The sequence below is a fragment of the Polynucleobacter sp. 31A-FELB genome (assembly GCF_018882405.1).
Taxonomy (GTDB): Bacteria; Pseudomonadota; Gammaproteobacteria; order Burkholderiales; family Burkholderiaceae; genus Polynucleobacter.
Genome location: NZ_JACVOO010000007.1, coordinates 53848 through 76560, shown reverse-complemented (window position 1 = coordinate 76560; position 22713 = coordinate 53848). Strand labels below are relative to the sequence as shown.

The 22713-nt window shown below is 45.5% G+C and carries 28 protein-coding genes; 11 read left to right on the top strand and 17 right to left on the bottom strand.

Translation table 11 applies throughout. From position 1 onward, the window contains the following. Positions 1-6: 6 nt before the first annotated feature. Genes ICN30_RS06150 through mltG form a run of 3 tightly spaced genes read right to left on the bottom strand, consistent with a single transcriptional unit; the run spans position 7 to position 2873 of the window. A complete protein-coding gene (locus ICN30_RS06150; RefSeq protein ID WP_255533134.1) occupies positions 7-1152 on the bottom strand; it encodes a DNA polymerase III subunit delta' in 1146 nt (381 codons plus the stop codon). After that, positions 1153-1791, bottom strand: coding sequence for a dTMP kinase (tmk, locus tag ICN30_RS06145; RefSeq protein WP_216274069.1), 639 nt, complete (start codon positions 1789-1791; stop codon positions 1153-1155). Between the two features lie 5 nt (positions 1792-1796). Beyond that, positions 1797-2873 (bottom strand): endolytic transglycosylase MltG, encoded by a 1077-nt coding sequence (mltG, locus tag ICN30_RS06140; protein WP_216274067.1) that lies wholly within the window; start codon positions 2871-2873, stop codon positions 1797-1799. Between the two features lie 19 nt (positions 2874-2892). Here mltG and ICN30_RS06135 point away from each other — a divergent pair, with 19 nt between their 5' ends. Together ICN30_RS06135 and ICN30_RS06130 are read left to right on the top strand one after the other, a co-directional pair. Then, positions 2893-3900 carry a folate-binding protein YgfZ gene (locus tag ICN30_RS06135; RefSeq protein WP_216274066.1) on the top strand — a complete coding sequence of 336 codons (1008 nt, stop codon included), beginning with the start codon at positions 2893-2895 and terminating at the stop codon, positions 3898-3900. Positions 3901-3927: 27 nt separating this feature from the next. Then, positions 3928-4785 (top strand): NRDE family protein, encoded by an 858-nt coding sequence (locus ICN30_RS06130; RefSeq protein WP_216274064.1) that lies wholly within the window; start codon positions 3928-3930, stop codon positions 4783-4785. A 21-nt stretch (positions 4786-4806) separates the two neighbouring features. Here ICN30_RS06130 and ICN30_RS06125 read toward each other — a convergent pair whose 3' ends face one another. Beyond that, on the bottom strand, positions 4807-5289 hold the full coding sequence (locus tag ICN30_RS06125) for a PaaI family thioesterase (RefSeq protein WP_216181357.1): 483 nt from the start codon (positions 5287-5289) through the stop codon (positions 4807-4809). A 55-nt stretch (positions 5290-5344) separates the two neighbouring features. Here ICN30_RS06125 and ICN30_RS06120 point away from each other — a divergent pair, with 55 nt between their 5' ends. The 8 genes from ICN30_RS06120 to ICN30_RS06085 all read left to right on the top strand — a co-directional run bounded on the left by ICN30_RS06120 (position 5345) and on the right by ICN30_RS06085 (position 10859). Further along, a complete protein-coding gene (locus tag ICN30_RS06120) occupies positions 5345-6811 on the top strand; it encodes a YdiU family protein (protein ID WP_216274062.1) in 1467 nt (488 codons plus the stop codon). Positions 6812-6829: 18 nt separating this feature from the next. Then, entirely contained in the window at positions 6830-7243 is a 414-nt protein-coding gene (msrB, locus tag ICN30_RS06115; RefSeq protein ID WP_216274060.1) for a peptide-methionine (R)-S-oxide reductase MsrB, read from the top strand. 26 nt (positions 7244-7269) lie between these two features. Next, positions 7270-7818, top strand: a complete 549-nt coding sequence (locus ICN30_RS06110) for a septation protein A (RefSeq protein WP_216229055.1) — start codon at positions 7270-7272, stop codon at positions 7816-7818. Continuing rightward, the gene (locus ICN30_RS06105) at positions 7815-8099 is read left to right on the top strand and encodes a BolA family transcriptional regulator (protein WP_216274058.1); all 285 of its coding nucleotides are present in this window, start codon (positions 7815-7817) and stop codon (positions 8097-8099) included. Before ICN30_RS06110 ends, ICN30_RS06105 begins: the two co-directional genes overlap by 4 nt. A gap of 50 nt (positions 8100-8149) precedes the next feature. Then, a complete protein-coding gene (locus ICN30_RS06100) occupies positions 8150-8944 on the top strand; it encodes a peptidylprolyl isomerase (RefSeq protein ID WP_216274055.1) in 795 nt (264 codons plus the stop codon). A gap of 90 nt (positions 8945-9034) precedes the next feature. Beyond that, positions 9035-9421 (top strand): lactoylglutathione lyase, encoded by a 387-nt coding sequence (gene gloA / locus ICN30_RS06095; protein WP_216274053.1) that lies wholly within the window; start codon positions 9035-9037, stop codon positions 9419-9421. A gap of 14 nt (positions 9422-9435) precedes the next feature. Beyond that, positions 9436-10608 (top strand): GNAT family N-acetyltransferase, encoded by a 1173-nt coding sequence (locus ICN30_RS06090; protein WP_216863404.1) that lies wholly within the window; start codon positions 9436-9438, stop codon positions 10606-10608. Then, entirely contained in the window at positions 10605-10859 is a 255-nt protein-coding gene (locus ICN30_RS06085; RefSeq protein WP_216274051.1) for a DUF1289 domain-containing protein, read from the top strand. The genes ICN30_RS06090 and ICN30_RS06085 overlap by 4 nt, the downstream gene beginning before the upstream one ends. Here ICN30_RS06085 and ICN30_RS06080 read toward each other — a convergent pair. Both ICN30_RS06080 and ICN30_RS06075 read right to left on the bottom strand, forming a co-directional pair. Further along, positions 10856-12463 (bottom strand): ABC-F family ATPase, encoded by a 1608-nt coding sequence (locus ICN30_RS06080; RefSeq protein WP_216181338.1) that lies wholly within the window; start codon positions 12461-12463, stop codon positions 10856-10858. The genes ICN30_RS06085 and ICN30_RS06080 overlap by 4 nt on opposite strands. A 102-nt stretch (positions 12464-12565) precedes the next feature. Then, entirely contained in the window at positions 12566-13276 is a 711-nt protein-coding gene (locus ICN30_RS06075) for a queuosine precursor transporter (RefSeq protein ID WP_216274049.1), read from the bottom strand. Positions 13277-13371: 95 nt separating this feature from the next. On the opposite strand from ICN30_RS06075, the gene ICN30_RS06070 reads away from it, so the two are divergent. Further along, positions 13372-14550, top strand: coding sequence for an acyl-CoA dehydrogenase (locus ICN30_RS06070; RefSeq protein WP_216274047.1), 1179 nt, complete (start codon positions 13372-13374; stop codon positions 14548-14550). Here ICN30_RS06070 and mnmH read toward each other — a convergent pair. The 11 genes from mnmH to soxX are packed head-to-tail and all read right to left on the bottom strand — an operon-like array spanning position 14547 to position 22704. After that, entirely contained in the window at positions 14547-15620 is a 1074-nt protein-coding gene (gene mnmH, locus ICN30_RS06065) for a tRNA 2-selenouridine(34) synthase MnmH (protein ID WP_216274045.1), read from the bottom strand. The genes ICN30_RS06070 and mnmH overlap by 4 nt on opposite strands. A gap of 8 nt (positions 15621-15628) precedes the next feature. Continuing rightward, a complete protein-coding gene (locus ICN30_RS06060; RefSeq protein WP_216274043.1) occupies positions 15629-16048 on the bottom strand; it encodes a thioesterase family protein in 420 nt (139 codons plus the stop codon). A 17-nt stretch (positions 16049-16065) separates the two neighbouring features. Continuing rightward, complete coding sequence (locus tag ICN30_RS06055) at positions 16066-16410, bottom strand: TIGR01244 family sulfur transferase (protein WP_216133300.1); 345 nt, start codon at positions 16408-16410, stop codon at positions 16066-16068. 59 nt (positions 16411-16469) lie between these two features. After that, entirely contained in the window at positions 16470-16901 is a 432-nt protein-coding gene (locus tag ICN30_RS06050; RefSeq protein WP_216274040.1) for a DUF6691 family protein, read from the bottom strand. A gap of 3 nt (positions 16902-16904) precedes the next feature. Then, a complete protein-coding gene (locus ICN30_RS06045; protein WP_216274038.1) occupies positions 16905-17342 on the bottom strand; it encodes a YeeE/YedE family protein in 438 nt (145 codons plus the stop codon). Between the two features lie 24 nt (positions 17343-17366). Next, positions 17367-18488 (bottom strand): YeeE/YedE family protein, encoded by a 1122-nt coding sequence (locus ICN30_RS06040; protein WP_216274036.1) that lies wholly within the window; start codon positions 18486-18488, stop codon positions 17367-17369. Between the two features lie 21 nt (positions 18489-18509). After that, the gene (locus tag ICN30_RS06035) at positions 18510-18824 is read right to left on the bottom strand and encodes a hypothetical protein (RefSeq protein ID WP_255533132.1); all 315 of its coding nucleotides are present in this window, start codon (positions 18822-18824) and stop codon (positions 18510-18512) included. 60 nt (positions 18825-18884) lie between these two features. Beyond that, positions 18885-19817, bottom strand: a complete 933-nt coding sequence (locus tag ICN30_RS06030; protein ID WP_255533131.1) for an MBL fold metallo-hydrolase — start codon at positions 19815-19817, stop codon at positions 18885-18887. Positions 19818-19841: 24 nt separating this feature from the next. Continuing rightward, a complete protein-coding gene (locus tag ICN30_RS06025) occupies positions 19842-20267 on the bottom strand; it encodes a DsrE family protein (RefSeq protein ID WP_216274032.1) in 426 nt (141 codons plus the stop codon). 23 nt (positions 20268-20290) lie between these two features. Further along, the gene (soxB, locus tag ICN30_RS06020) at positions 20291-22021 is read right to left on the bottom strand and encodes a thiosulfohydrolase SoxB (RefSeq protein WP_216274030.1); all 1731 of its coding nucleotides are present in this window, start codon (positions 22019-22021) and stop codon (positions 20291-20293) included. Positions 22022-22065: 44 nt separating this feature from the next. Next, positions 22066-22704: a sulfur oxidation c-type cytochrome SoxX gene (soxX, locus tag ICN30_RS06015; protein ID WP_216133307.1), complete on the bottom strand. Its 639-nt coding sequence runs from the start codon at positions 22702-22704 to the stop codon at positions 22066-22068. Positions 22705-22713: the final 9 nt, after the last annotated feature.

Below are 22713 nucleotides of genomic sequence, written 5' to 3'. Positions count from 1 at the left end.
GCCATTTTAGTCTTCAAATACCTGCTGGTATTGAGAAAGCAAGGCTTCAAGCTGAATGCGAGTGGCCAGAGGGTGATTTTCATGGCGGCGCGCCTGAATTAAGGACTTCCAGAAACGCAGTAGCTTGGGTAGGCGTGCTTGTTGAGCAAGAGTCTTTATCGCCGCTTCATGTTTAGGGTAATAGCGAGGAGAACCCATTTGAGCGCAACTTTGTAAGTCAGAGACCCAGCGTTGCATCGTGGCTAACAAAATTGAATAACGAGCTTTTTGCGTCTTATCGGCAGCATCTAACCAATTAATTCGAGCGCCCTGTGACATTGCTTGTAATAAATAACGGGATGCTTGAATTGCAATGGTGAGCTCATCTTTTTCATCTTTGTTGTGACGTGCAATTAATGAATCCAAAACGGCATAGGGCGCCCCACCCTGCTCGTCATAAATGGATTCAATATCAGCATCACTAATTTTCATGCCAGGAACTGAGGCGAGTTGATTGCGCAACCAAGTCAATCCACTGATTCGATCTGGGCGTGGTGCTAACAACAAACGACAACGCGATCGGATAGTTGGCAAAACGCGATCGAGGCGATCTGCTAGCAAAATAAAGATTGTATTTTTTGGCGGCTCTTCAAGGGATTTGAGTAAGGTATTTGCAGAGTCTGCCCTGAGCATTTCCAGTGGATAAACTAAGATAACGCGATTGCCTCCGCGGTGCGTCCCAATCGAAAGACCTTCAATTGCACTTCGTGCATCTTCAATTGAAATACTTTTCTTCTCTTTTTTCTCGGATGCATCGCCATCGCTATCTGCTTGACTCGCCTTTGATTTTTTGGGTGAGTCGGATTCAGAATCGAAATCACCATGAGGCAAAAGTTTGCGATGTGTTTCGGGGACAAGCGCAATAAAGTCTGGATGGTTAGCTGAGTCGAACCACCTACAAGCCTCACAGTGATTACAGGGCTTTGGACCTTCAGAAGTCTCGCATAAAAGTGCCTTAGCTAGCTCAATAGAAAACTCAAACTTACCAATGCCGGATTGGCCATGGATTAGAACGGCATTGGGGAATGAAGAAAAATTAATTCCATCCCAAACAGACTCAAGCCAAGGAGCTATTTTTTTCGCAGACTCATGCGGAAACATCTGATCAACCATTTACAGCTTGATCTCTAGTGATTCAAGATCATTCCAAATGACATCTGGCGTACGGGTCGCGTCTACTAAATAAAAGCGTTGTGGATCAGCCTTTGCTCTGCGGAGATATTCTTGACGAACCTTTTCAAAAAAATCTAAATCCATCTTTTCAAACTTATCTGGCTCCCTCACCTTGGATCTTCTGGCCTCAGCAACGGAACCGGGCAAGTCAAATAAGAAGGTGAGATTAGGTTGCAGCAAAGAGCCATCAGGACGACCTTGCACCCAACGCTCTAGATCATTTAACTTCTCGAGACTTAAGCCACGTCCACCGCCTTGATAAGCAAAACTAGCATCCGTAAAGCGATCGGAGATAACAATCTTTCCAGCCATTAGTGCCGGCTCAATTACTTGCGCAATATGTTCCCGTCGTGCAGCAAACATCAGCAGTGCTTCGGTTTCTAGATTCATGGGGGCGTCAAGCAATAAAGCGCGTAGCTGTTCACCTAACTGAGTGCCACCCGGTTCTCTTGTCATAACAACATCGCGATCTGGATGACGTTCCTTTAAAAGCTTGGCAAAGGAGTCAATATGCGTACTCTTCCCTGCACCATCGATACCTTCAAAACTAATGAAATAACCTGGAAATGGAGTTGTCATAACAATTACTGTGAATTCGATTTAGTGGTTACATTACGTTTGCGTTGAAATTGATCAACAGCATTTTCATGCTCTTTTAAGGTTTTGGAAAAATGGCTACTGCCATCACCACGGGCGACAAAATAAATAGCATCACTCTTTGCTGGATGAATCACGGCTTGAAGAGACTCCTTGCTCGGCATTGCTATTGGCGTTGGTGGTAAACCTTTGTGCATATAAGTATTGTAGGGACTGTCTTTACGCAAATCCGCTTTTCGAAGATTGCCGTCAAATTTAGGGCCAATACCGTAAATTACGGTCGGATCGGTCTGAAGGGGCATATTGATCTTGAGGCGATTAACAAAGACGGCTGCAACAAGCGATCTATCACTAGATCGTCCCGTCTCTTTTTCAACGATAGACCCCAAAATGAGGAGCTCGTATGGGGTTTTTAATGGCGAAGTAGCATCTTTTTGCTCCCAGGCGGATGTCAGTTGCTTTTGCATGGCTTGAGATGCTCTGCGGTAAATAGAAATATCTGAGTCGTCTGGATCAAAAATATAGGTATCTGGATAAAAAAGACCCTCATCGCCAGGGTAAGAAAGGTTAATAGCCTGAAGCAATTCTTTAGAGCTCATGCCCTTGGTTTGATGAATCAGTGCTGGATGACCATCTATTAGGCTTCTCAGCTGCCAGATGGTCATGCCAGGAATAATGGCAACACTCTCCCTGACCCGGTCACCATGGGCAATTTGCAGCAAAATATTTCCCAAGCTTGCGCGGGGCGCCAGTAGATAGGTGCCCGGCTTTAGCTTGGAGCCAACAAATAGCGCTCTTGCCGCAATCTGTAGAGTCAGTGGATTAGTGGATATACCCTGCTCAGATAACTGGTTTGAAATAGCCGATAGTCCTGATTGAGGGGCGATCTTGACTTTGTAGGCGGAACCCCCTGGAATATTGGATGCGGCCGGCACAACAGGCCATAAGAAGATGGCTCCATATAGAAGAATAAGAAAGCCGGCCAAGTAGAGTGCATAGGATTTCCATGTCCCACCGTTTGAGTGGTTTGTAAAAAGAGTTCTTCTCTGAAATTTTCTACTCATCGAGCTATGATAAAAGGACATGAACCAAAGCCCAGAAAACACCCTAATGCCCGCAATTAGCCTAAATCACGGATTAACCAGCCTAACCAATTGGGGCTTAATCCTGGTTGAGGGTTCCGACGCCGCCACCTTACTTCAGGGTCAGTTAAGCAATTCAGTCACCAGCCTAAAACGAACTCTTGCGGGTGAAACCGCCCAAGGTCCTGGAGCTGTTCGCCTTGTTGGTTACTGCAGTCCCAAAGGACGGCTTTTGGCCAGTGCTTGGCTTGCCTTGTTTCCGGAGTCTGCTGATTCCGATGATCGCTTTGCTCTTTTCATCTCTAAAGATATTGCAGCGAGCACTGCTAAACGATTGGCGATGTACGTTCTGCGCTCGAAGGTAAAGGTGCTGGATGTTTCAAACGATTGGGACGTATTTGGCTTCTATCAAACCTCTCAAGGCGAGCAATCGATCGCTCTTCCCAGCGATGTTCTCGCATTGCGCATGCCCGATGTACTTGCACAAGGCCAATCCTTTCAGCGTACTCTAATTGCAAAAAGGAAGGTTGATGGCAATACATCCGCCATTGATGAGTCTGCCCTAATGCAGTGGAATTCTTTGGAGGTATTGAGTGCAATTCCGCGCATTGTGCTGGCCACCCAAGAACAGTTTGTTCCACAGATGATTAATTTTGAATCGGTTGCTGGCGTGGATTTCAAAAAAGGTTGTTACCCCGGACAAGAAATCGTTGCTCGGAGTCAATATCGTGGCGCAGTAAAGCGTAGGCTACAACTCGCACATACTGAAGCAAGCGAATCGTCCTTAGATCTCGCAAAGCCTGGCGTGGAGTTATTCCATGATAGCGATGTTAGCCAACCTTGCGGTATGGTGGTTCTGGCAGCCAGCAACCCAAACCATCCCGATCGGATTGATCTTCAAGTGGAGTGCAAGTTAGATGCTCTTGAGTCAGGGCAAATCCATCTAGCCATGAGCAATGGCCCTGTGTTAAAAATAGACCAACTGCCCTACCCTTTAATAGAAATTTAATTTCATTACCGTACCAATTTTTTTGACATGTGCCTAATTCTCTTCGCCTGGAAATCACACCCAGACTATCCTTTGGTTGTGGCAGCGAATCGAGATGAATTTTATGAGCGCGATACTGATCCAATGGGATGGTGGTCAGAACACCCTCACGTCTTAGCAGGAAAAGATAAAGCAGATGTATTGGGCAGTCCCGGTACATGGCTTGGCTTTACCAAAACTGGCCGCTTTGCTGCACTCACCAACGTAAGAGCGCCGAGTGAAAAAAATCCTGACGCAAGAACACGTGGAGAGCTTAGCCTACGCTATCTCACAGGCCAACACAAACCCCATGCCTACATACAAGAAAATGCAAAACGGTTTGAACAGTACAACGGTTTCAATCTATTGATGGCAGATCTCAGTGATCCAGAGAATGCAGAAATGCACTGGGTCAGCAACCGCCTCATGATGGGTCAAAACATTCGCCCACGAAAAGTATTTCCTGAGCAGGCGCTAAGTCCTGGAGTCTACGGTCTATCGAATGCCATGCTGGATACCCCATGGCCTAAAGTAAATCATCGAGTAGCAGCATTTGCTCAAACATTAGCCATGGATAGCGGGCAACTTAAGAATGCTGATCACTATTTACGTGTATTGGCAGACACACACGAAGCAAGCCCTCAAGAGTTGCCGAGTACTGGCGTGAACCCAGATTGGGAGAAGGCCTTATCAGCAGCCTTTATTAAGACCCCCTCTTACGGCACGCGATCAAGCACTATTTTGCGTGTTCGCAAGGATGGTCAGTTTGAGATGGTGGAAAGGCGGTTCGATGCAAATGGCACCGTGGGCCACGATGTTGTCACTGGCGAGCTTAGCGCTGCCCCAGGATCTAATCTCTCCGTTTAAGCAATCAATACGGTTAAATTTTTACTTCTGACGCGAGTCTTCGTTTACTACTCGCTCGCCATTTGCATCTTTAGTAGCCAGTCGTTTTAGAAACTGGAATGTACCTGTTGCCATACAGCAGATTTCACCTTGATCGTTATAGAGCTTAGCCTCACAAAAGGCCATCGTAGCTGTACGTCGAACAGTATCTGCTTTTACCCTCAGGATGCCATTGGCAGCCTGCATAAAATTATTCTTCATCTCCACAGTTACAACGCTGCGATCGCCAGGATCACTGGAACGGGCAGCCACGGCCATAGCAACGTCCATCAGAGTAAGCAATACGCCGCCATGGGCGACGTCCCAAGTATTGGTGTGCTCAGGCTTAAGGGCTAGGAGTATTTCGCCTTTACCCATCTCGGCGCTAATCAGACGCACACCAAGGAGTTTTAAAAAGGGAACATTGAGCTCTTCACCCAGATTGGCAAGCTGAGTTGCCGCATTCAGTTGTACTTTATTTGTCATAGGGTCATTTTAGAGGCTTCTGCGACGCTTGTGAATTACCCATAGAATACAAAATATGCCTTTTAATCTTCGTGGCGATGATGTCTGTCAGCCTACCCCACCTACTCCACTACCGAATCCCTATTGGGTGGCATTTTCGCCTTCTGTCGCTAAGCTAATTGGGATAGAACTTGGGGCAGATAACTTTCCCAAAAACCCTGAGTGGCTAGATGTACTGGCAGGAAATCAACTCAATGCTGGAGGGTTGGTATTTTCAAACCCAATTTCTACAGTCTATAGTGGCCATCAGTTTGGCTCTTGGGCAGGACAGCTGGGTGATGGTCGCGCCATCTTGCTTGGAGACATCAATAATCTCGAGCTCCAATTAAAAGGTGCCGGTAGAACTCACTATTCCAGAATGGGTGATGGCAGAGCAGTTTTGAGATCCTCTATTCGCGAGTTCTTATGTAGTGAAGCAATGCATGCTCTTGGAATTCCTACCAGTCGAGCTCTTGCATTGGTGGGGTCGAAGCAAGCCGTTAGGCGAGAAACTATGGAAACCGCAGCAGTCTGCTCTCGTATTGCCCCAAGCTTTATTCGGGTTGGGCACTTTGAGCACTTTGCATCATTACAAAATATTGTGCGTCTGAAAGAATTGGCTGATTTGCTGATTTCTGAATTCTATCCAGAGTGCCTTGCCAGCAAAGAACCTTATCTAGATCTATTCAAAGAGATTAGTGCTCGCAATGCAAAATTGGTTGCTCAGTGGCAATCTGTTGGATTTTGTCATGGAGTTTTAAACAGTGACAATATTAGCGCCCTAGGGCTTACTATCGACTATGGGCCTTTTGGCTTCTTAGATCACTTTGAAATTGACCATATCTGCAACCATAGCGATCATGGTGGTCGATACGCTTATCATCGCCAACCTCAAATCATGCATTGGAATATGGCCTGCCTTGCTAGCGCAATGCTCCCATTGCTAGAGCTCGAGCATTCCGCAGAAGAATCTCAAGACTTTCTCCGCTCCGCGCTCGAAGAATTTCCAGTCATTTATGCAAAAGAGTGGCAACAGCTATTTCGCTCTAAATTAGGCTTACAGTCAGTGGAAGATACTGACACTTCATTAATTGAGCGTCTTCTGCAAGCGATGCATGACTCAAAGGTAGATTTCACTAATTTCTTTCGGAGGCTCAGCAATCTAAAGAAAGATTCCAGGCCGGCAGAGTTCATCCAGAGAAATGAGTTTGTTGATCGTGAGAGCATCGATCAATGGTTTACTGACTACATTAATAGACTGCAATCTGAGTCTTTGAGTGATGCAGAAAGAAAAGGCTTGATGAATCAAGTCAACCCTAAATATATCCTACGTAATTATTTGGCTCAAGCTGCTATTGAAAAAGCCCAGCAGGATGATTTTTCTGAAGTTCAAACATTGCAACAGATACTCATGCATCCGTTTGATGAACAAGAAGCATTTGAGCATTACTCAAAGCCGCCGCCTGTCGATATGCAAGCCACTGCAGTTAGCTGCTCCTCATAACTAAATACTTTCACCACTATGACTAAAAAAACAGATCAAGAATATAAAAACTCACTAAGCGATATTCAATATCGCGTAACGCGAGAGGCGGCAACCGAAAGGCCTTTTACCGGCGAGTTTTGGGATCACTGGACTACCGGTCAATATCGCTGTATCTGCTGTGACACGCCATTATTTCAATCTTCCACTAAATTTGATGCAGGTTGCGGCTGGCCAAGCTATAACGCACCAGAAAACAACGCGGCAATTACTGAAATTCGGGATAGTTCACATGGCATGATTCGCACCGAAGTGCGCTGCACTGAATGTGATGCGCACTTGGGACATGTTTTTGATGATGGCCCACAGCCAACGGGGCTACGCTACTGCATTAATTCGGCGTCCTTGAAATTTGAGCCTTCTGAGAACGCCGCCCCCAATAAAGCAAAATAATTTTCAAATAGCTGGATAATCACTGCATGAAATTTCTATTCGACCTCTTCCCTATCATTCTCTTTTTTATTGCCTTTAAATTCGGCGATATCTATACCGCAACTATCGTAGCTATGGTCGCTACCATCGGTCAAATTTTGTGGGTGTACTACCGCCATCGCAAAATAGATGCAATGCAATGGGTCAGTCTTGTCATGATTCTGGTTTTTGGTAGCCTAACAATCTTCTTGCATGACAAAACCTTTATTCAACTGAAGCCAACTGCTCTTTACTGGTTATTCGCTGGCGCCCTATTTATTAGCGCGCAGTTCTTTCAAAAGAATTGGATTCAAGTGTTGATGGGTAAGCAGATTACCCTCAAGGAGCACAGTTCCAAATCTGTTTGGCATCAAGTAAATATGGCTTGGGCAACATTCTTCTTTTTTATGGGTGCCCTCAATCTCTATATCGCCTTTGAATATTCAGAGGAAACCTGGGTCAACTTCAAGCTATTTGGCAGCACAGGTTTACTAGTAATTTTCGTCATCCTTCAAGGGGTCTGGCTCAGTCGCCATATGGAGCACCCTGCAGAATGAGTGTCAATCAAGATCGAATTGCCTTGTTTGAGTCAGATCTAAAGTCGGCCTTTCAGTTAACCCAGCTGAATATTGAAGATGAGAGCCATCTCCATGCAGGCCATGCTGGAGCGGCTTCTGGCGGTGGACACTTCAAGCTCACCATCGTAACCCCAGAATTCGAGGGAATGAGCAAGGTAGCTCGCCATAGAGCCATCTATGCCGCCTTAAACAAGCACTTCCCTGCCGCCATCCATGCCCTTACTATCTTGGCATTCACACCTAGTGAAAGCACCAATTAGCCCCAGATTGCATTAAGATTTCTCCTTTACACATATCTATTTCCCAACACATGTTGAATACACGCCAAATTTTGACTATCAGCGCATTTAGCGCTGCCCTTCTCTCAACAGCTGTTTATGCGCAAAATGCTGCCATCGTTAATGGCAAAGCCATTCCTAAAGCACAACTCGATAAATTGGTGCAAAAATCGAATCAACCTGATAATCCTCAAGTGCGAGATCAGGCAAGAGAAATGCTCGTCACGCGTGAGCTCATTTTGCAAGAGGCCAATAATCGAGGCGTGACGCAAAAAGAGTCAGTTCGTGAACAGCTTGAGCAATCCAAAATGGGTATTTTGATTGCGGCAGTATTTGAAGACTACGTTGAAAAAGAAGGTGTTGCAGAGGCTGAGCTGAAAGCTGCATACGAACAAGTCAAGAGCCAGTACACCGGCAAGGAATATCACGTAGAGCATATTCTGGTTGAAAAAGAAGCTGATGCGAAAGCAATAACAGCGCAAATTAAAGCTGGCGGTAACTTTGAGCAAATTGCCAAGGAGAAGTCAAAAGATCCAGGTTCCGCTCCTAATGGTGGCGATCTTGGCTGGGTAAGCGACAAAGCACTCGTGCCTGAATTTTCCAAAGCGATGGTCCAGCTCAAAAAAGGTCAAGTTACTGACAAGCCAGTCAAGACTCAATACGGCTGGCACATTATTAAATTGGATGATGTACGCGATGTGAAAGCGCCTAGCATGGAAGAAATTAAAGACCAGCTAAAGCAAATGATCACTGCGGACCAAAATTGGCAAAAAGCTAAATTCTCTGAATTAATGCAAAAGCTCCGCGCTAAGGCAAAGATTCAGTAAAGCAAGACTGCCTTAAGTCCACAAACCCAGGCTTCCCCCTGGGTTTTTTCATGCCCAACGAGAAACTACATTTACCTTTATATTTGAACCATGATAATCCTACACACCATGCTTAGAGTCGGCAATATGACTCGCTCGATTGATTTCTATACCAAAGTTTTAGGCATGAACCTCCTACGCACAACCGAGCGTCCAGAGCAGAAATATTCTTTGGCGTTTGTAGGCTTCGGCAAAGGAAATGCAGATGGGCAATCTGAAATTGAGCTGACCTATAACCATGGTGTTGATAGCTATGACTTGGGCACTGCTTATGGTCACATTGCAATCAGTGTTCCTGATGCTTATGCTGCTTGCGAGAAGATCAAGGCCTCAGGTGGCAATGTGACTCGGGAAGCGGGTCCAGTAATGGGTGGTGACACCATCATCGCATTCGTTACTGATCCAGATGGTTACAAGATTGAGATAATTCAGGACTGATTTTCTTTTTTCAGTTGAAACAAGATGCCATCCAACTTCGGGTAATTCAAAGCCTTTCAGAAATTGCTGAGGCCGACTGGAATGCATTACTTTCGCCTGATGCTGGACCATTCCTAAAGTATGAATTCCTATATGCTCTAGAGCTTACTGCATGCGTAGGTGGCAATACCGGCTGGCAAGTAGCCCACCTCTTAGTTGAGGACTCAAACTCAAGACTTCTTGGGGCAATGCCCCTCTATCTCAAGCAACATTCCTATGGTGAATTTGTTTTTGATTGGGCATGGGCTCAGGCTTATGAACAGAACGGCATGTCTTATTACCCAAAGGCGCTATCTGCAATTCCATTTACACCCGTTCGCGGACCAAGACTTCTTGTGTCAGCAAATGCAGATAAAAGCGCCATTCAAGAGGTCCTAGCCTCGGGCTTGAAAACGCTAGTAAAGCAAAATGCGCTCTCCTCTGCACATGTTCTTTTCCCAGAGGCTAGCGAACTCGACGAACTCAAGAGGCAAGGATTCATGCTGCGTGATTCTGTACAGTTCCATTGGCATAACGCTGGGTACCAAGATTTTGAGCAATTTCTTGCCGACTTAACAATGAAGCGCCGTAAGAATATTCGGCGAGAACGTGCTGCTGTAGAGAATCATAAAATTAGCTATCGCCATGCTCCCGGATCGATTGCAACACCTGATGATTGGGCCTTCTTCTATCGCTGCTATGAAAACACCTATATCGAGCATCGCTCTTCACCTTACTTGACGGAAGAATGCATTCAATTGCTAGGTAGCAGCATGCCTCAGAATTTCCATCTCATCATTGCTTCTCAGAATGGCAAACCTATTGCATCATCATTACTTGTAGTCGATCGCCTGACTTCAAAAGCATATGGTCGCTACTGGGGCGCTATTGAGCATATTCCATGTCTACATTTTGAATTGGCTTATTACCAGGCAATTGAATATTGCATCAAAGAAGGTATTGAGATATTTGAAGGTGGCGCTCAGGGTGAGCACAAGATGGCCAGAGGATTTTTACCCACCACCCTACAATCCGCCCATTGGATTGAAGATCCCGGCTTCTCCAATGCTGTGAAGCGCTTCTTAGAGCGTGAACATGAGGGTATGGCAGCGTATGTTGATGAGCTTGAGCAACACATTCCCCTGAAATCGTCTAAAGTACTGCCATGACTTTATCCAACAACTCACCGGAGCAAGCAGGAGCCAATTCCTTAGCGGTTGGTGACGATGCCTCTGACTCACCCTGCATTGGAGTTTGTACAACTCTGTATGACGAAATCTGTCAGGGCTGTGGTCGCACTCTAGGCGAGGTCAGCAATTGGGTATTTTTTAGTCAGGAAGAAAAGGATTCAGTCTGGAAACGCATTCGTGCCGATGGCACTGCAATGCGATTCCAGCGTCAAGCCAAAGAAAATACTTAGCCAGCTAAAGCTTGGCTACGTAAATACTCTTCATAAGTTCCGGAGTAGTCAGCAATTGTTCCATCCATCTTCACTTCGAGGATGCGATTAGCTAAAGCAGAAACAAACTCGCGGTCATGGGATACGAAAATTAAAGTGCCTTCGTATTTCTCAAGAGCGATCTGCAAGCTCTCAATCGATTCCATATCCATGTGGTTGGTTGGCTCATCCATTGCAAGAACGTTATATTTTTGAAGCATCAATTTGCCCCAAATCATTCTGCCCTTCTCGCCACCAGATAAAACTTTGACGGACTTGCCAATATCATCACCTGAGAATAGCAAGCGTCCTAATGTGCCACGAATCACTTGATCATCGTCGCCTGTATTGCGCCAGTTATTCATCCAATCCATGAGCAATTCGTCTTTAGCGAACATCTCTGTATTGTCCTGAGGCATCACGCCCACAGAGGCGTTTTCTGCCCACTTGACATCACCACTATCAGCGGCGATTCCATCAAAGCGTTTGCTCAAGATGGTTTTTAATAGCGTTGTCTTACCTGCGCCATTTTGACCAATGATGGCAATCTTTTCACCGGCACGAACGCCTAGCTTAAAGTTTTTGAAGATGGTGCGGTCATAGGCTTTAGTTAGTGCGTTGCACTCAACAGCCATGTTGTGCAACTTCTTTTCAGAATCAAAACGAATAAATGGGTTCTGGCGCGAAGAAGGTTTGACTTCAACAATCTCAATTTTCTCTAACTGCTTTTGACGTGAAGTAGCCTGACGCGCCTTGGATGCATTTGCAGAGAATCGGGCTACGAAAGCCGCTAATTCAGCAATTTTTTCTTTAGCTTTAACGTTGTTGCTGAGTTGCTGTGTTCTTGCTTGAACGGATGCCAGCATGTATGAATCATAATTTCCGGGATAGACCTTCAGTGTTCCAAAGTCCATGTCAGCCATATGAGTACACACTTCATTGAGGAAGTGGCGATCATGGGAGATGATGACAATCGTGCTCTTAATTTGATTCAGAATATCTTCAAGCCAATGAATAGAGTGAATATCCAAGTTATTGGTTGGCTCATCCAATAGCAGCACATCTGGATCAGAGAACAAGGCTTGCGCTAACAATACGCGCAACTTCCAGCCTGGGGCTACGGCGCTCATTGGGCCATTGTGTTGCTCAATTGGAATACCAATACCTAGCAACAACTCCCCTGCTTTTGCCTCTGCGGTATAGCCACCATATTCGGCATATTTACCTTCGAGCTCAGCAGCCTTCATATAGTCTTCATCGGTCGCATCTGCATTGGCGTAGATAGCATCGCGCTCAGCCGCTGCCTTCCACATTTCTTCGTGACCCATCATCACCACATCAAGTACGCGCACATCTTCATACGCAAACTGATCTTGACGCAATTTACCCAAGCGAATACCGGGATCCAAGCTCACGTTTCCGCTGGTTGGCTCGAGCTCCCCACCCAAAATCTTCATGAACGTGGATTTACCGCAACCGTTAGCGCCAATCAGGCCATAGCGATTACCGCCGCCAAACTTAACGGAGATGTTTTCAAACAGGGGTTTTGCCCCAAACTGCATAGTGATATTAGATGCTGACAGCACGGATGTGTTCTTACTTTCTGATAGGTCAAATACGAGGGTGCGGATGCAGGTTTTGCATCAAAGACCGTTATTTTAACGGCTTAAGCCCAAAAAAGCCGTAAATTAGACTTTTAGCTTAAATGGCGTGAAATCGGTATGAACGTCATAGTGATCCTGATTTTCCCTGCGCTTCAGAAAACCCACTACCCAGTACGTTAAAGGGGTCGCTAGAACCTCCCAGGCGGTCTTGAGGACATATTGAGAGGCTGCGACAGCCAAGACCTCATTAAGTGGCCAGAGCCCGTAAAAAGCCAGCATATAGAACAAGGATGAATCCACGAGTTCCCCGCTGGCTGTAGACCCGATCGTACGCATCCAAAGGTAGCGGCCTTGGGTCAGAATTTTCATTTTGGCCAAGGTGTAGCTATTAACAAAACTACCGCACCAGAACGCAATCATGGAGGCAAGGGCAACTCGCCACGAGTTACCAAATACTGTTTCCATGCCCTGTTGGTAATTAGCCATATAGGATCCAGGCGCTACAGGCAAGGCAATGACGAGTTGAGCCATGATGGCGGCAAATGCAAGAGCCGCAAAACCAGCCCAAACCGCTCGGCGATCATAGGCATAGCCATACACTTCGGTCAAAATGTCGCCAAAGAAATAGGCAATCGGGAAAAAGAGAATCCCAGCCCCAAAGGTCACATTGCCAAAATATGGAAGCTCTAAAGATGCAGCCTTACCGGCGCCGATAAAGTTGGAGCACAGCAGGACTACGACAAAGGCTGTCAATATCAGGTCGTAATAACGATGGTGACGTCTTGGTGCGTCCATAAGTCTAGAAAAATGGATAATAGAAATAAGAATATCTGCATTCCTGAAAATTCACAGGGTGCATACCAAAAACCAAGATAGGACGACTAAGAATCATGAGTAAAGCTAGTTTTAACTGGGCAGACCCCCTACTCCTCGACACTCAATTAACCGAAGATGAGCGCATGGTACGCGATGCTGCCGCTGAGTATGCTCAAGGCCGTCTCATGCCGCGCATTCATGATGCTTATCGCAACGAAACAACTGACCCTGCAATCTTCCGAGAAATGGGTGAGTTGGGTCTTTTGGGAATCACTATTCCTGAGCAATACGGTGGCGCAAACCTCAATTACGTTTCTTACGGATTAATCGCACGTGAAATTGAGCGCGTGGATTCTGGTTACCGCTCGATGATGAGTGTGCAGTCGTCCTTAGTCATGGTGCCTATCAATGAATTTGGTAGCGAAGCTCAGAAACAGAAATACCTCCCAAAGTTAGCTACCGGTGAATGGATTGGTTGTTTCGGTTTGACCGAACCCAACTTTGGTTCAGATGCGGGTGGAATGATCACCAGAGCGAAAAAGGTTCCAGGCGGCTTCTCGCTCACGGGCTCCAAGATGTGGATCTCCAACTCCCCAATTGCAGACGTATTTGTTGTATGGGCTAAAAATGATGAAGGCTTGATAAGAGGCTTCATCCTAGAAAAAGGCATGAAGGGTCTATCTGCACCCAAGATCAGCGGAAAGATGGGTCTACGCGCCTCCATTACTGGCGAAATCGTGATGGATGAAGTGTTTGTCCCAGCAGAAAATGAGTTCCCAGAAATTACTGGCCTCAAAGGTCCATTCACTTGCCTGAACTCAGCACGTTATGGCATTGCCTGGGGTTCGCTTGGCGCTGCTGAGTGGTGCTGGTATGCCGCACGTCAGTACACAATGGATCGCAAACAGTTTAATCGCCCTCTCGCCGCTAATCAGCTAATCCAGAAAAAGCTTGCTGATATGCAAACTGAAATCACGCTAGCTCTTCAAGGCTGCCTACGTTTAGGCCGTATGAAAGACGAAGGAATCGCCGCGCCAGAAATTACCTCTATGATGAAGCGTAACTCCTGCGGAAAATCTTTGGATGTAGCTCGCATGGCTAGAGACATGCATGGCGGGAACGGTATCTCAGATGAATATGGCGTAGTGCGTCATATGCTCAATCTGGAAGTCGTTAATACCTATGAAGGTACGCATGATATTCACGCCCTCATTTTGGGTCGTGCACAAACTGGAATTCAGGCTTTTAGTTAAAGGGCAAGTTTGGTGATGAGGTCTTTTGCAGTTTTTGCAAAAGCTTCATCACTATCATTTTCAAGTTGTACGAAGTGATCTTCGCGATAGCTCGGAAAGTTACGAACGATTGAAGATTGGTACGATGGGTCGTAATGCATCACCAATAACTCTTCAACCAAACTCTCAAAATCCCCCGCATCAATTGCCTCATGCCATTTGGTAATTTGAACCTTGCCATAACGCGATGTTAACAAGCCAAGTTTTTGCTTAAAGCTATCGGGATTAGATAAAAAATGACGGTACTCACGCAGAAGCCATGAAACTCGCGTAGCGGTACTTGAGCGAAGTTCTATGCATTGACCTTCACGAATCCGCTCCATTAATGGATCCGGAATATGTAAGCCTCCCACCTTTTTACTTTCAGACTCAACAAAGACAATCTTGCTGGAGTCTAATTTATTCAAAGCATTCCACAAGTTAGTTTCAAAACCTTTTTGTGAAGGCTGCTCAATGTTTGGTTCATTACCAAGAACTGAGCCGCGGTGAATAGCCAAACCCTCAAGATCCAGTATTTGCTGCCCAATTAAGCCAATCTCCTGAAGGATGCGAGTCTTGCCGCTGCCAGTCATTCCGGCAATTACTTGAAAAGAAAAATCTTTAGCAGCCTGATCGAGCCCATCAATCACAACACGACGAAAACCTTGGTAGCCGCTTTGTAGTTGCATGGCCTTCCAGCCGATGCGATTGAGAATATGGGTAAAGGCACCACTGCGTTCACCACCACGCCAGCAGTAAATCAGAGGACGCCACTCTCTCGGAAAATCGATCAATGAATTTTCTAAATGATTAGCAATATTGCGAGAGACATAGGCTGCGCCTAATTTCTTTGCCGCAAATGGCGATACTTGCTTGTAAAGAGTGCCGATCTCTATACGCTCTTCATTATTCAATACAGGCAGATTAATGGCGCCAGGAATATGATCTAAAGCAAATTCAGCTGGTGAGCGAACATCAATAATGGCATCAAACTCATTTAAAGAAGATGCTAATTTTTCAATGCTGAGAATATGTGGATTGCTAGGTTGCAAATAATGTCCTAGCGCAGCTTATTGATCACGTGATCTGGCCAAGGCGTTGATTTACCAGTCTTCAGATTCACCCAGACCATCGTAGCCCCGCCAACCGCGGCCAACGAATCGGGTTCAGTGCTTAAAGCCATAGTTGTGAAGACATCTAAGCTTGACCGTCCAATATTGCCGATATACGTCTTTAGTATCAGCTCGCCGGGATAAGAAAGCTGTTGATGAAAATTACAAAAACCATTCATCATCAACATGGATTCATCGCCAGGGGCAACGCTATAACCAAGAGAAGTGATCCACTCCACCCTAGCCTGCTCCATGTAACGAAAGTACACCGTATTATTGACGTGACCAAATGCGTCCATGTCACCCCAACGAATTGGCATGTTCATTTGATGAACAAACTTTTTCTCTTCTGGGATCTCAATGCGCATAAGTGCTTAATGAAAGATTAACGAACTTGTAGAGCCATTTGATACAAATTAGTAGAGCGGGCACCTGAGCGGCAAAAGGCCAAAATGGGGCCAGGCATTGTTTTTAACAAACGCGCCATCTCAACAACTTGATCTTGTGTAAATGCACCAGGTATTACTGGCAAATAAGCGTAGTTCAAGCCTAGCGCTTCAGCTTGGGCCTGAATTTGTGCATTAGTAGGTTGATCGGGGCCACCTTCAAAATCAGGGCGATTATTGATTACGCTTTTGTAACCCTGTTTAACGATCTCAGCTAAGTGGCTTGGGTCGATTTGACCGAGCGTACCGAATTGATCGGTATGGCAAGCAATAGGAAGACTCATTTAGACCTCAAAAAGTAAAAAAGTATTTAAAAACTAATAACTTAGATTCTAAATCAGACTTACTTTTTATGACCCGTAAAGAAGCGGTTGCAAATAGCCATGCCAGCCAGCATCGCCAATATGAATACTAGAGCCTTGATGTGACCAGCTCCCAAGGCAACAATTGCGGGGCCAGGACAAAATCCAGCGATACCCCACCCTGCACCAAAAATCAGACTACCAATGACGAGAGGCTTAGAAATATCTCTTCTGGTGGGGATATGGAGAACGCCACCAAAAAAAGCTTCTGTACGCTTAGAGACCAAATAAAAGCCGCCTAAGCCAACCAGAATTGCGCCGGCCATCACAAACATTAAAGATGGATCCCAGTTACCAGCAAGATCAAGAAAATTGAGAATCTTTTGGGGATTACTCATGCCGGAAATAATCAGGCCGATACCAAATAAAACGCCAATCAAATACTGGCTATAGAAATTGAAATGTCTTCTCATGATTTATAGACCTAACACATGACGAATGACAAACACTGTGATAAATCCAGCGCCCATGAAAGACATGGTGGCCACTAAAGATCTTGGTGATAAACGGGATAAACCACAAACACCATGTCCGCTAGTACAGCCCGAGCCATAGTGGGCACCAAAGCCTACTAGAAATCCAGCAATGATGATGGCAAGCCAATCCGCATCAATTACTGTTGTGGTGTGCAGGTCAAGCAACAAGCTTGCCCAAAACGGTGCGCTTAGTAAACCTAATATAAGACTTAAGCGCCAATTAACATCGCCCTCTTTAGGCGTAAGCAGACCAGAAACGATTCCGCTGATCCCAAGGATGCGACCATGCAGAATCACATATAAGGCCGCAGCAATACCCAATAGCATTCCACCGAGAAATGCGGGGCCAGGTGTAAAAGCCAACCAATCTATCTGCATCTGATTTTTCTTAATATAAAAGGGTTAACTGCAGGGATTGGGAGCATTGCGTGACTCCAGATAACGTAGAGCCAAATATGCGCCAAAGATAAATCCTGGTAAGGCAAGTATTGAGCCGATCGCTAACGTAGAGATACCACTCAAGCCCTGGCCTACGGTGCAACCGAGTGCTGTCACGCCGCCAAAGCCCATCAGCGTAGCTCCAATCAAGTGATTGGCAGTGTCTTCTGTATTACGAAAGCTCTCCCAGCGAAAAGACTTAGTAAATATAGAAATACATGCTGAACCTAAAATCATCCCAATCACTGCGGCAATACCAACGGTGATGACCTTGGAAGTATCGCTGTACATCATTAGCCAATCCAAGGAGTAGGCATAAGGCGCAACGAAAGAAAGACTCTCCATTCGACCAGAGTTGGTGACTAAGAAGACCTCTGCTAGGGTATTTGGATCCTCGGCAACATAACCCAGGTTCCCGGATACCCACCATACGGCACAAATGGCGAGACCAACAAATATGCCTGCAAACAAATTTTCTGCCGTCCAAAAGGCCTTGCTTGCTAAAGCGTATGCAATAAAAGCAAAACCAATTATTAACCCAAGAGCTAAATGTAAGTTAGCTCGAGCAATGCCAGTGATTGGACTCAAAATACTTGGCAAATCTTGTGGCGTATTAAGTGCTACGAAAACAGAATCCAATGTATTGATGCGAATGACGCCAAGAAAGCCCTTCATAGTCATGTAGGCGGAAAGCCCAAGAACCATAAACACAACAATGGACTTCAGATTACCGCCGCCAATGCGAACTAGAGTTTTGCTTCCGCACCCAGAGGAAAGCACCATACCAAAACCAAATAGAGTGCTACCCACAATGGTAGATAGCCATAAAAACTTGCTACCGGTATACATACTTTTTAATGGATCAATCAAGCCAACATAAGACATCAGAGCAAAACCAACAATAGCAACTCCAATGGCCAAGAACCATTGCTTCAAGCGACCCCAGCTAGACATAATAAAAATATCTGACACTGCACCCATGCTGCAAAACCCAGTTTTCTGCATAACCGCACCAAGCAAAAAAGTAATTGCAAAGGTAGCAAGCAAAACGGATTTGCTAAGCGAGGAAATATCTACCGCATCCATAATGAAAATTCTTTACTGAAATTATTTAAATTTATAAAACTGTTTATTGAGAAAGGCTGTGACATCAGCCTCATCCTCAGGGAAAAGATCGAGACGGAGCTCTGTATTGCACATTGCAACCATCGACTTTAAATTCTGGAGATTTTTAACCTTGCTATCGCTACGCGTGTAGATCATGTCGCCATTACCAAAACCAGATTTCTTGGCATGGCAAGCGTAGCATTTCTGCTGATCAATTTTTTTGCCATTTGCCAGATCTGGCGTTGCGAAGGCAGATAAATGCAGTCCAAGGGATGCAAAAATGGCAATGCCGAGCTTTATCAGTGGTAATTTCATTTGAAATCAGTCATTTAGCGAAGTAAACGACTATTTTAAAGCCCAGACGACAAATCTGCCCTATTCCGCCTGAATTGAGAGGTAAACGTTATAGGCATTCATGCGGTTTGCAGCCCTAAATAAGGGCATTCCTTCGTATTCTGACCAATCAGCCTGCTGGTAGGCCTCCTCGAAAGGATCCATATTTACAGCCGATTTGGTCATGGATTCACGTAAATACTTCAAATACTCCCTGGTAAAAAGGATATCTTCAGCTGGATTGCTTGAATAGGCGCCATGACCTGGAATGACAATGCTGGGATTCAATGCTTGAATTTCATCCAAAGCATGCAACCACCCCCTACTATCCGCATTGCCCACAAAAGGAATGCGGCCCCGGAATACTAAATCTCCCGCAAAAAGGACTTTCTCGGAGGGGACGTAAATAATCAAGTCTTCAGGAGCATGAGCAGGGCCAACCCTCCCGATCTTGAATTCAATTCCGCCGACTGTCAGCGTATAACTTTGATCTATCCATACATCAGCACCCATCAGCTTAGTCGAGGCATTCACCCAGGGGGCGAAATCAACTCGTGAAGCAATGAGTCGTTGCTTGGCGGTTTCGGAGGAAAGGTAATTTCTACCCTCGCCTTGCGCATAAATCTTTGCGCCAATATTTTTAAACTCTTGCAGGCCATAGACGTGATCGGCATGGTAGTGAGTCACAATGACTGCAACTACTTTCTGAGGTGTGATCTTTTTGATTTCAGTAATAAGTTTTTTTGCGAGAACCGGCGAACCTAATGCATCAACAACTACTACGCCCTTAGGCGTAATAACAAATCCTGCATTGGAAATGAAATTCTGATTCTTGCTGTTACCCATTTCAGCAAGGCCTTGCACGAAATAAGTGTGTGGCGCTACCTGGATAGGCTTAAGAATTAAATCATCCGCGGCAAAAGCCGTGGTTAAAAAAAGGAAAAACGAGAAGGCGCCTAGGAGAAGCGATCGCATCTGAATGGCCATCACAGCTAAAAATTAAGGCTTTATGTAAGCGAAATGATTTTGGTACTGAAGGTCGGCAACGCGAACAACCCCAGATGGTGTGAAGTCAGTATCGAGAATAAATTGATCCTTCTTAAGATTACGATTCTTTAAGGTAATCTCGCAGACCTCGAAACGCACTCCCCGTGACTTCAATGCGCCAACTAGGGGTGCATATTCAATCCCATTCTTCTTATCTTTTGCACCTTCCATCATGATATCTACCCCATTGGCATGGGTAACAACAATGATCTTGGTTTGTGGAGATACATCCAAATGATTGCGGATATTACGCAGGCCTTTAATGCCCTGAGTCTCCGCATCATCAATGTGATAAACCACTTCAGTGGGACCAGCAGCATGAGCAGCTAAAGCAAAAAATGCAAAAGAGGCTGCGAGGCACTGAAGTAATTTTTTCATTATGTATCTCTGATTAATAGGTATTAGAGGGAAACCATTCCAGGGTTATTTTTTACGCCTTTGATGATTGGCTCGTTTAGCTTCACAGCCTTCACAACCTTCACATCGCGCAAATGACGCTCGATTACATCCCAGATCGGCTCACCACCAGCATTTCTAGCCTCTTCACTAACCGGCGCCCAACCAGCAACTTTATAAGTCTTGCTTGGGTCAATATCCTTGCCATTTAAACGCATATCGCTAATGCGTTTTCCTGCAGAGGCTGCCGGGTCGATGGTGTATTGCATACCACCAACACGAACCATATCGCCGCCCTGCTGGTAATACGGATCAGGGTTAAACAAGTTATCAGCAACGTCCTCAAGAATAGTCTTGATAGTCTCACCAGTCATATTCGTAACTGTGGTGTATGGATAGGTAATTGCAGTTTGATCCAATAGATTCTCACGGGTGATGGCCTGACCTGGCAATAAGCTTGTGCCCCAGCGGAAGCCTGGAGAGAATGAAATTTCTGCGTTCTTTTGAGCCATCAGTCCGTCCAAAATTAACTGGTCGAAGCTGCCATTGAAGTTGCCGCGACGATACAAAAGACCATCTGTAGTAGCTAACTTCTCATTCAACTTTGTCTCGTATGGAGCGCGAACTTTAGCGATCAACTTATTCATAGCCGGATCAGCCGGAATCATATTGGAGAAGATTGGGAAGAGTTTGTAGCGGAAATCTACTGGCTTGCCACCCTTCACATCAAAATCCAGCACGCCCAAGAACTTGCTATTTGAGCCTGCATTGGTAACCAAAGTAACGCCACCTGAATTCTTCACCTTGACTGGAATTGGTACGCCGTCATGCGTATGTCCACCCATGATTGCATCAAGACCACTTACACGTGATGCCATCTTCAAATCAACGTCCATACCGTTATGCGAAAGCAATACGACAACCTTTGCCCCCTTGGCCTTCACTTCATTAATTGTCTTTTGAAGATTCTCTTCCTGAATACCAAATGTCCAGTCAGGAGTGAAGTAACGTGGGTTGGCAATTGGCGTGTACGGGAATGCTTGACCAATGATGGCCACTTGAATCCCGTTTTGCACTTTCATTACGTAGGGATTAAATACAGAATCACCAAAGTCTGCGGTCTTAATATTTTGGGCAACAAAAGAAACCTTGCCCTTAAAATCGCCATTGACGATTTCCATTACGCGCTTCTCACCAAGAGTCATCTCCCAGTGAGGAGTCATGACATCAACACCCAACAGCAAGGCTGCATCAACCATGTCCTGGCCATTAGTCCAAAGCGCTGTACCGGAGCCCTGCCAAGTATCACCACCATCTAATAGCAATGCGCCTGGACGGCTGGATTTAATTTGCTTAATTAAGGTTGCCATATGGGCGAAGCCGCCCATCTTGCCGTAATTCTGTGCTGCAGCCACATAATCTAAATAAGTGAATGCATGCGCATCACGTGTGCCTGCAGCAATACCGTTAGCCTTGAGGAAGTACTCGCCAACCAAGTGCGGCGTCTTACCTTCTTGCGCGCCAATACCCAAGTTAACGTTAGGTTCGCGGAAATAGATTGGCAGGAGTTGCGCATGGCAATCCGTGAAATGCAGAAAGTGGACATTACCGAATTTCGGCAAGTCATAAAATTTTTGCGCAGTAGTTTGTGCGCTAGCAAAATTGGATTGCAAACTCATGCCACCAGCGGATGCGATAGCTAGCGCTTGTAAAAACTCACGACGGTTTAAAGACATAGTATTTCCTTAAGAAAACAGGCCTTTCGGCCTGTTTAGATCTGTTATTTATTTACAGGTGATTCTGGGTCAAGTAATAAAGCCATGACATCCTGAATTTGTTTCTCATTTAAGAGTTTGAAGTGGGCGATACGCGGCATATTGCTGCATGCGTTGTAAGCCTTTGCATTATTAATGCGGTTCCAAGTGTAAGTAATGACCTCAGGTGAGTAGCCACGCATTTTTCCGTAACCGGATAATGAAGGGCCAATCGTTCCATAGGAGATTTCTTTTGGATCGATTTGGTGACAGTTATAGCAGCCTCCACCGATCACAGTATCAGCCTTATCAGACCAGGTTGCGCCGCGACCGCTTTGGGCAATTTTTTCGCCATTCTTCCAGTCACCGATGTACTTGCCATCTGACGGCTGTTGAATCGTGTCCATATTCATTTTCTGAATTTTTTCACGCATAGCCTCGCCCTGCTTGCTATTAGCAAATTGAGGATCTGAACAGAATTTCTGTGTCGCATCTTGATCAATACGATCCAAACCGGCAATGCCTTGAGCCCTAAAGCTGTCTTGCATCATCTTATTGAATTTAGGGTCATTTTTTTGCTGAGCAAGAGCAGGTGTCTGCACCAAGCCAGCAGCAAAAATAAATCCAGAAATAGCTAAGAGTTGTTTTAAGTGTGTCATTTTCATTTTCGTCGT

Excerpts from the sequence above, each read along its gene's own strand:
- ICN30_RS06150 (WP_255533134.1), bottom strand. The coding sequence starts at position 1,152 with ATGGTTGATCAGATGTTTCCGCATGAGTCTGCGAAAAAAATAGCTCCT.
- tmk (WP_216274069.1), bottom strand. The coding sequence starts at position 1,791 with ATGACAACTCCATTTCCAGGTTATTTCATTAGTTTTGAAGGTATCGAT.
- mltG (WP_216274067.1), bottom strand. The coding sequence starts at position 2,873 with ATGAGTAGAAAATTTCAGAGAAGAACTCTTTTTACAAACCACTCAAAC.
- ICN30_RS06135 (WP_216274066.1), top strand. The coding sequence starts at position 2,893 with ATGAACCAAAGCCCAGAAAACACCCTAATGCCCGCAATTAGCCTAAAT.
- ICN30_RS06130 (WP_216274064.1), top strand. The coding sequence starts at position 3,928 with ATGTGCCTAATTCTCTTCGCCTGGAAATCACACCCAGACTATCCTTTG.
- ICN30_RS06125 (WP_216181357.1), bottom strand. The coding sequence starts at position 5,289 with ATGACAAATAAAGTACAACTGAATGCGGCAACTCAGCTTGCCAATCTG.
- ICN30_RS06120 (WP_216274062.1), top strand. The coding sequence starts at position 5,345 with ATGCCTTTTAATCTTCGTGGCGATGATGTCTGTCAGCCTACCCCACCT.
- msrB (WP_216274060.1), top strand. The coding sequence starts at position 6,830 with ATGACTAAAAAAACAGATCAAGAATATAAAAACTCACTAAGCGATATT.
- ICN30_RS06110 (WP_216229055.1), top strand. The coding sequence starts at position 7,270 with ATGAAATTTCTATTCGACCTCTTCCCTATCATTCTCTTTTTTATTGCC.
- ICN30_RS06105 (WP_216274058.1), top strand. The coding sequence starts at position 7,815 with ATGAGTGTCAATCAAGATCGAATTGCCTTGTTTGAGTCAGATCTAAAG.
- ICN30_RS06100 (WP_216274055.1), top strand. The coding sequence starts at position 8,150 with ATGTTGAATACACGCCAAATTTTGACTATCAGCGCATTTAGCGCTGCC.
- gloA (WP_216274053.1), top strand. The coding sequence starts at position 9,035 with ATGATAATCCTACACACCATGCTTAGAGTCGGCAATATGACTCGCTCG.
- ICN30_RS06085 (WP_216274051.1), top strand. The coding sequence starts at position 10,605 with ATGACTTTATCCAACAACTCACCGGAGCAAGCAGGAGCCAATTCCTTA.
- ICN30_RS06075 (WP_216274049.1), bottom strand. The coding sequence starts at position 13,276 with ATGGACGCACCAAGACGTCACCATCGTTATTACGACCTGATATTGACA.
- ICN30_RS06070 (WP_216274047.1), top strand. The coding sequence starts at position 13,372 with ATGAGTAAAGCTAGTTTTAACTGGGCAGACCCCCTACTCCTCGACACT.
- ICN30_RS06060 (WP_216274043.1), bottom strand. The coding sequence starts at position 16,048 with ATGCGCATTGAGATCCCAGAAGAGAAAAAGTTTGTTCATCAAATGAAC.
- ICN30_RS06055 (WP_216133300.1), bottom strand. The coding sequence starts at position 16,410 with ATGAGTCTTCCTATTGCTTGCCATACCGATCAATTCGGTACGCTCGGT.
- ICN30_RS06050 (WP_216274040.1), bottom strand. The coding sequence starts at position 16,901 with ATGAGAAGACATTTCAATTTCTATAGCCAGTATTTGATTGGCGTTTTA.
- ICN30_RS06045 (WP_216274038.1), bottom strand. The coding sequence starts at position 17,342 with ATGCAGATAGATTGGTTGGCTTTTACACCTGGCCCCGCATTTCTCGGT.
- ICN30_RS06040 (WP_216274036.1), bottom strand. The coding sequence starts at position 18,488 with ATGGATGCGGTAGATATTTCCTCGCTTAGCAAATCCGTTTTGCTTGCT.
- ICN30_RS06035 (WP_255533132.1), bottom strand. The coding sequence starts at position 18,824 with ATGAAATTACCACTGATAAAGCTCGGCATTGCCATTTTTGCATCCCTT.
- ICN30_RS06030 (WP_255533131.1), bottom strand. The coding sequence starts at position 19,817 with ATGCGATCGCTTCTCCTAGGCGCCTTCTCGTTTTTCCTTTTTTTAACC.
- ICN30_RS06025 (WP_216274032.1), bottom strand. The coding sequence starts at position 20,267 with ATGAAAAAATTACTTCAGTGCCTCGCAGCCTCTTTTGCATTTTTTGCT.
- soxB (WP_216274030.1), bottom strand. The coding sequence starts at position 22,021 with ATGTCTTTAAACCGTCGTGAGTTTTTACAAGCGCTAGCTATCGCATCC.
- soxX (WP_216133307.1), bottom strand. The coding sequence starts at position 22,704 with ATGAAAATGACACACTTAAAACAACTCTTAGCTATTTCTGGATTTATT.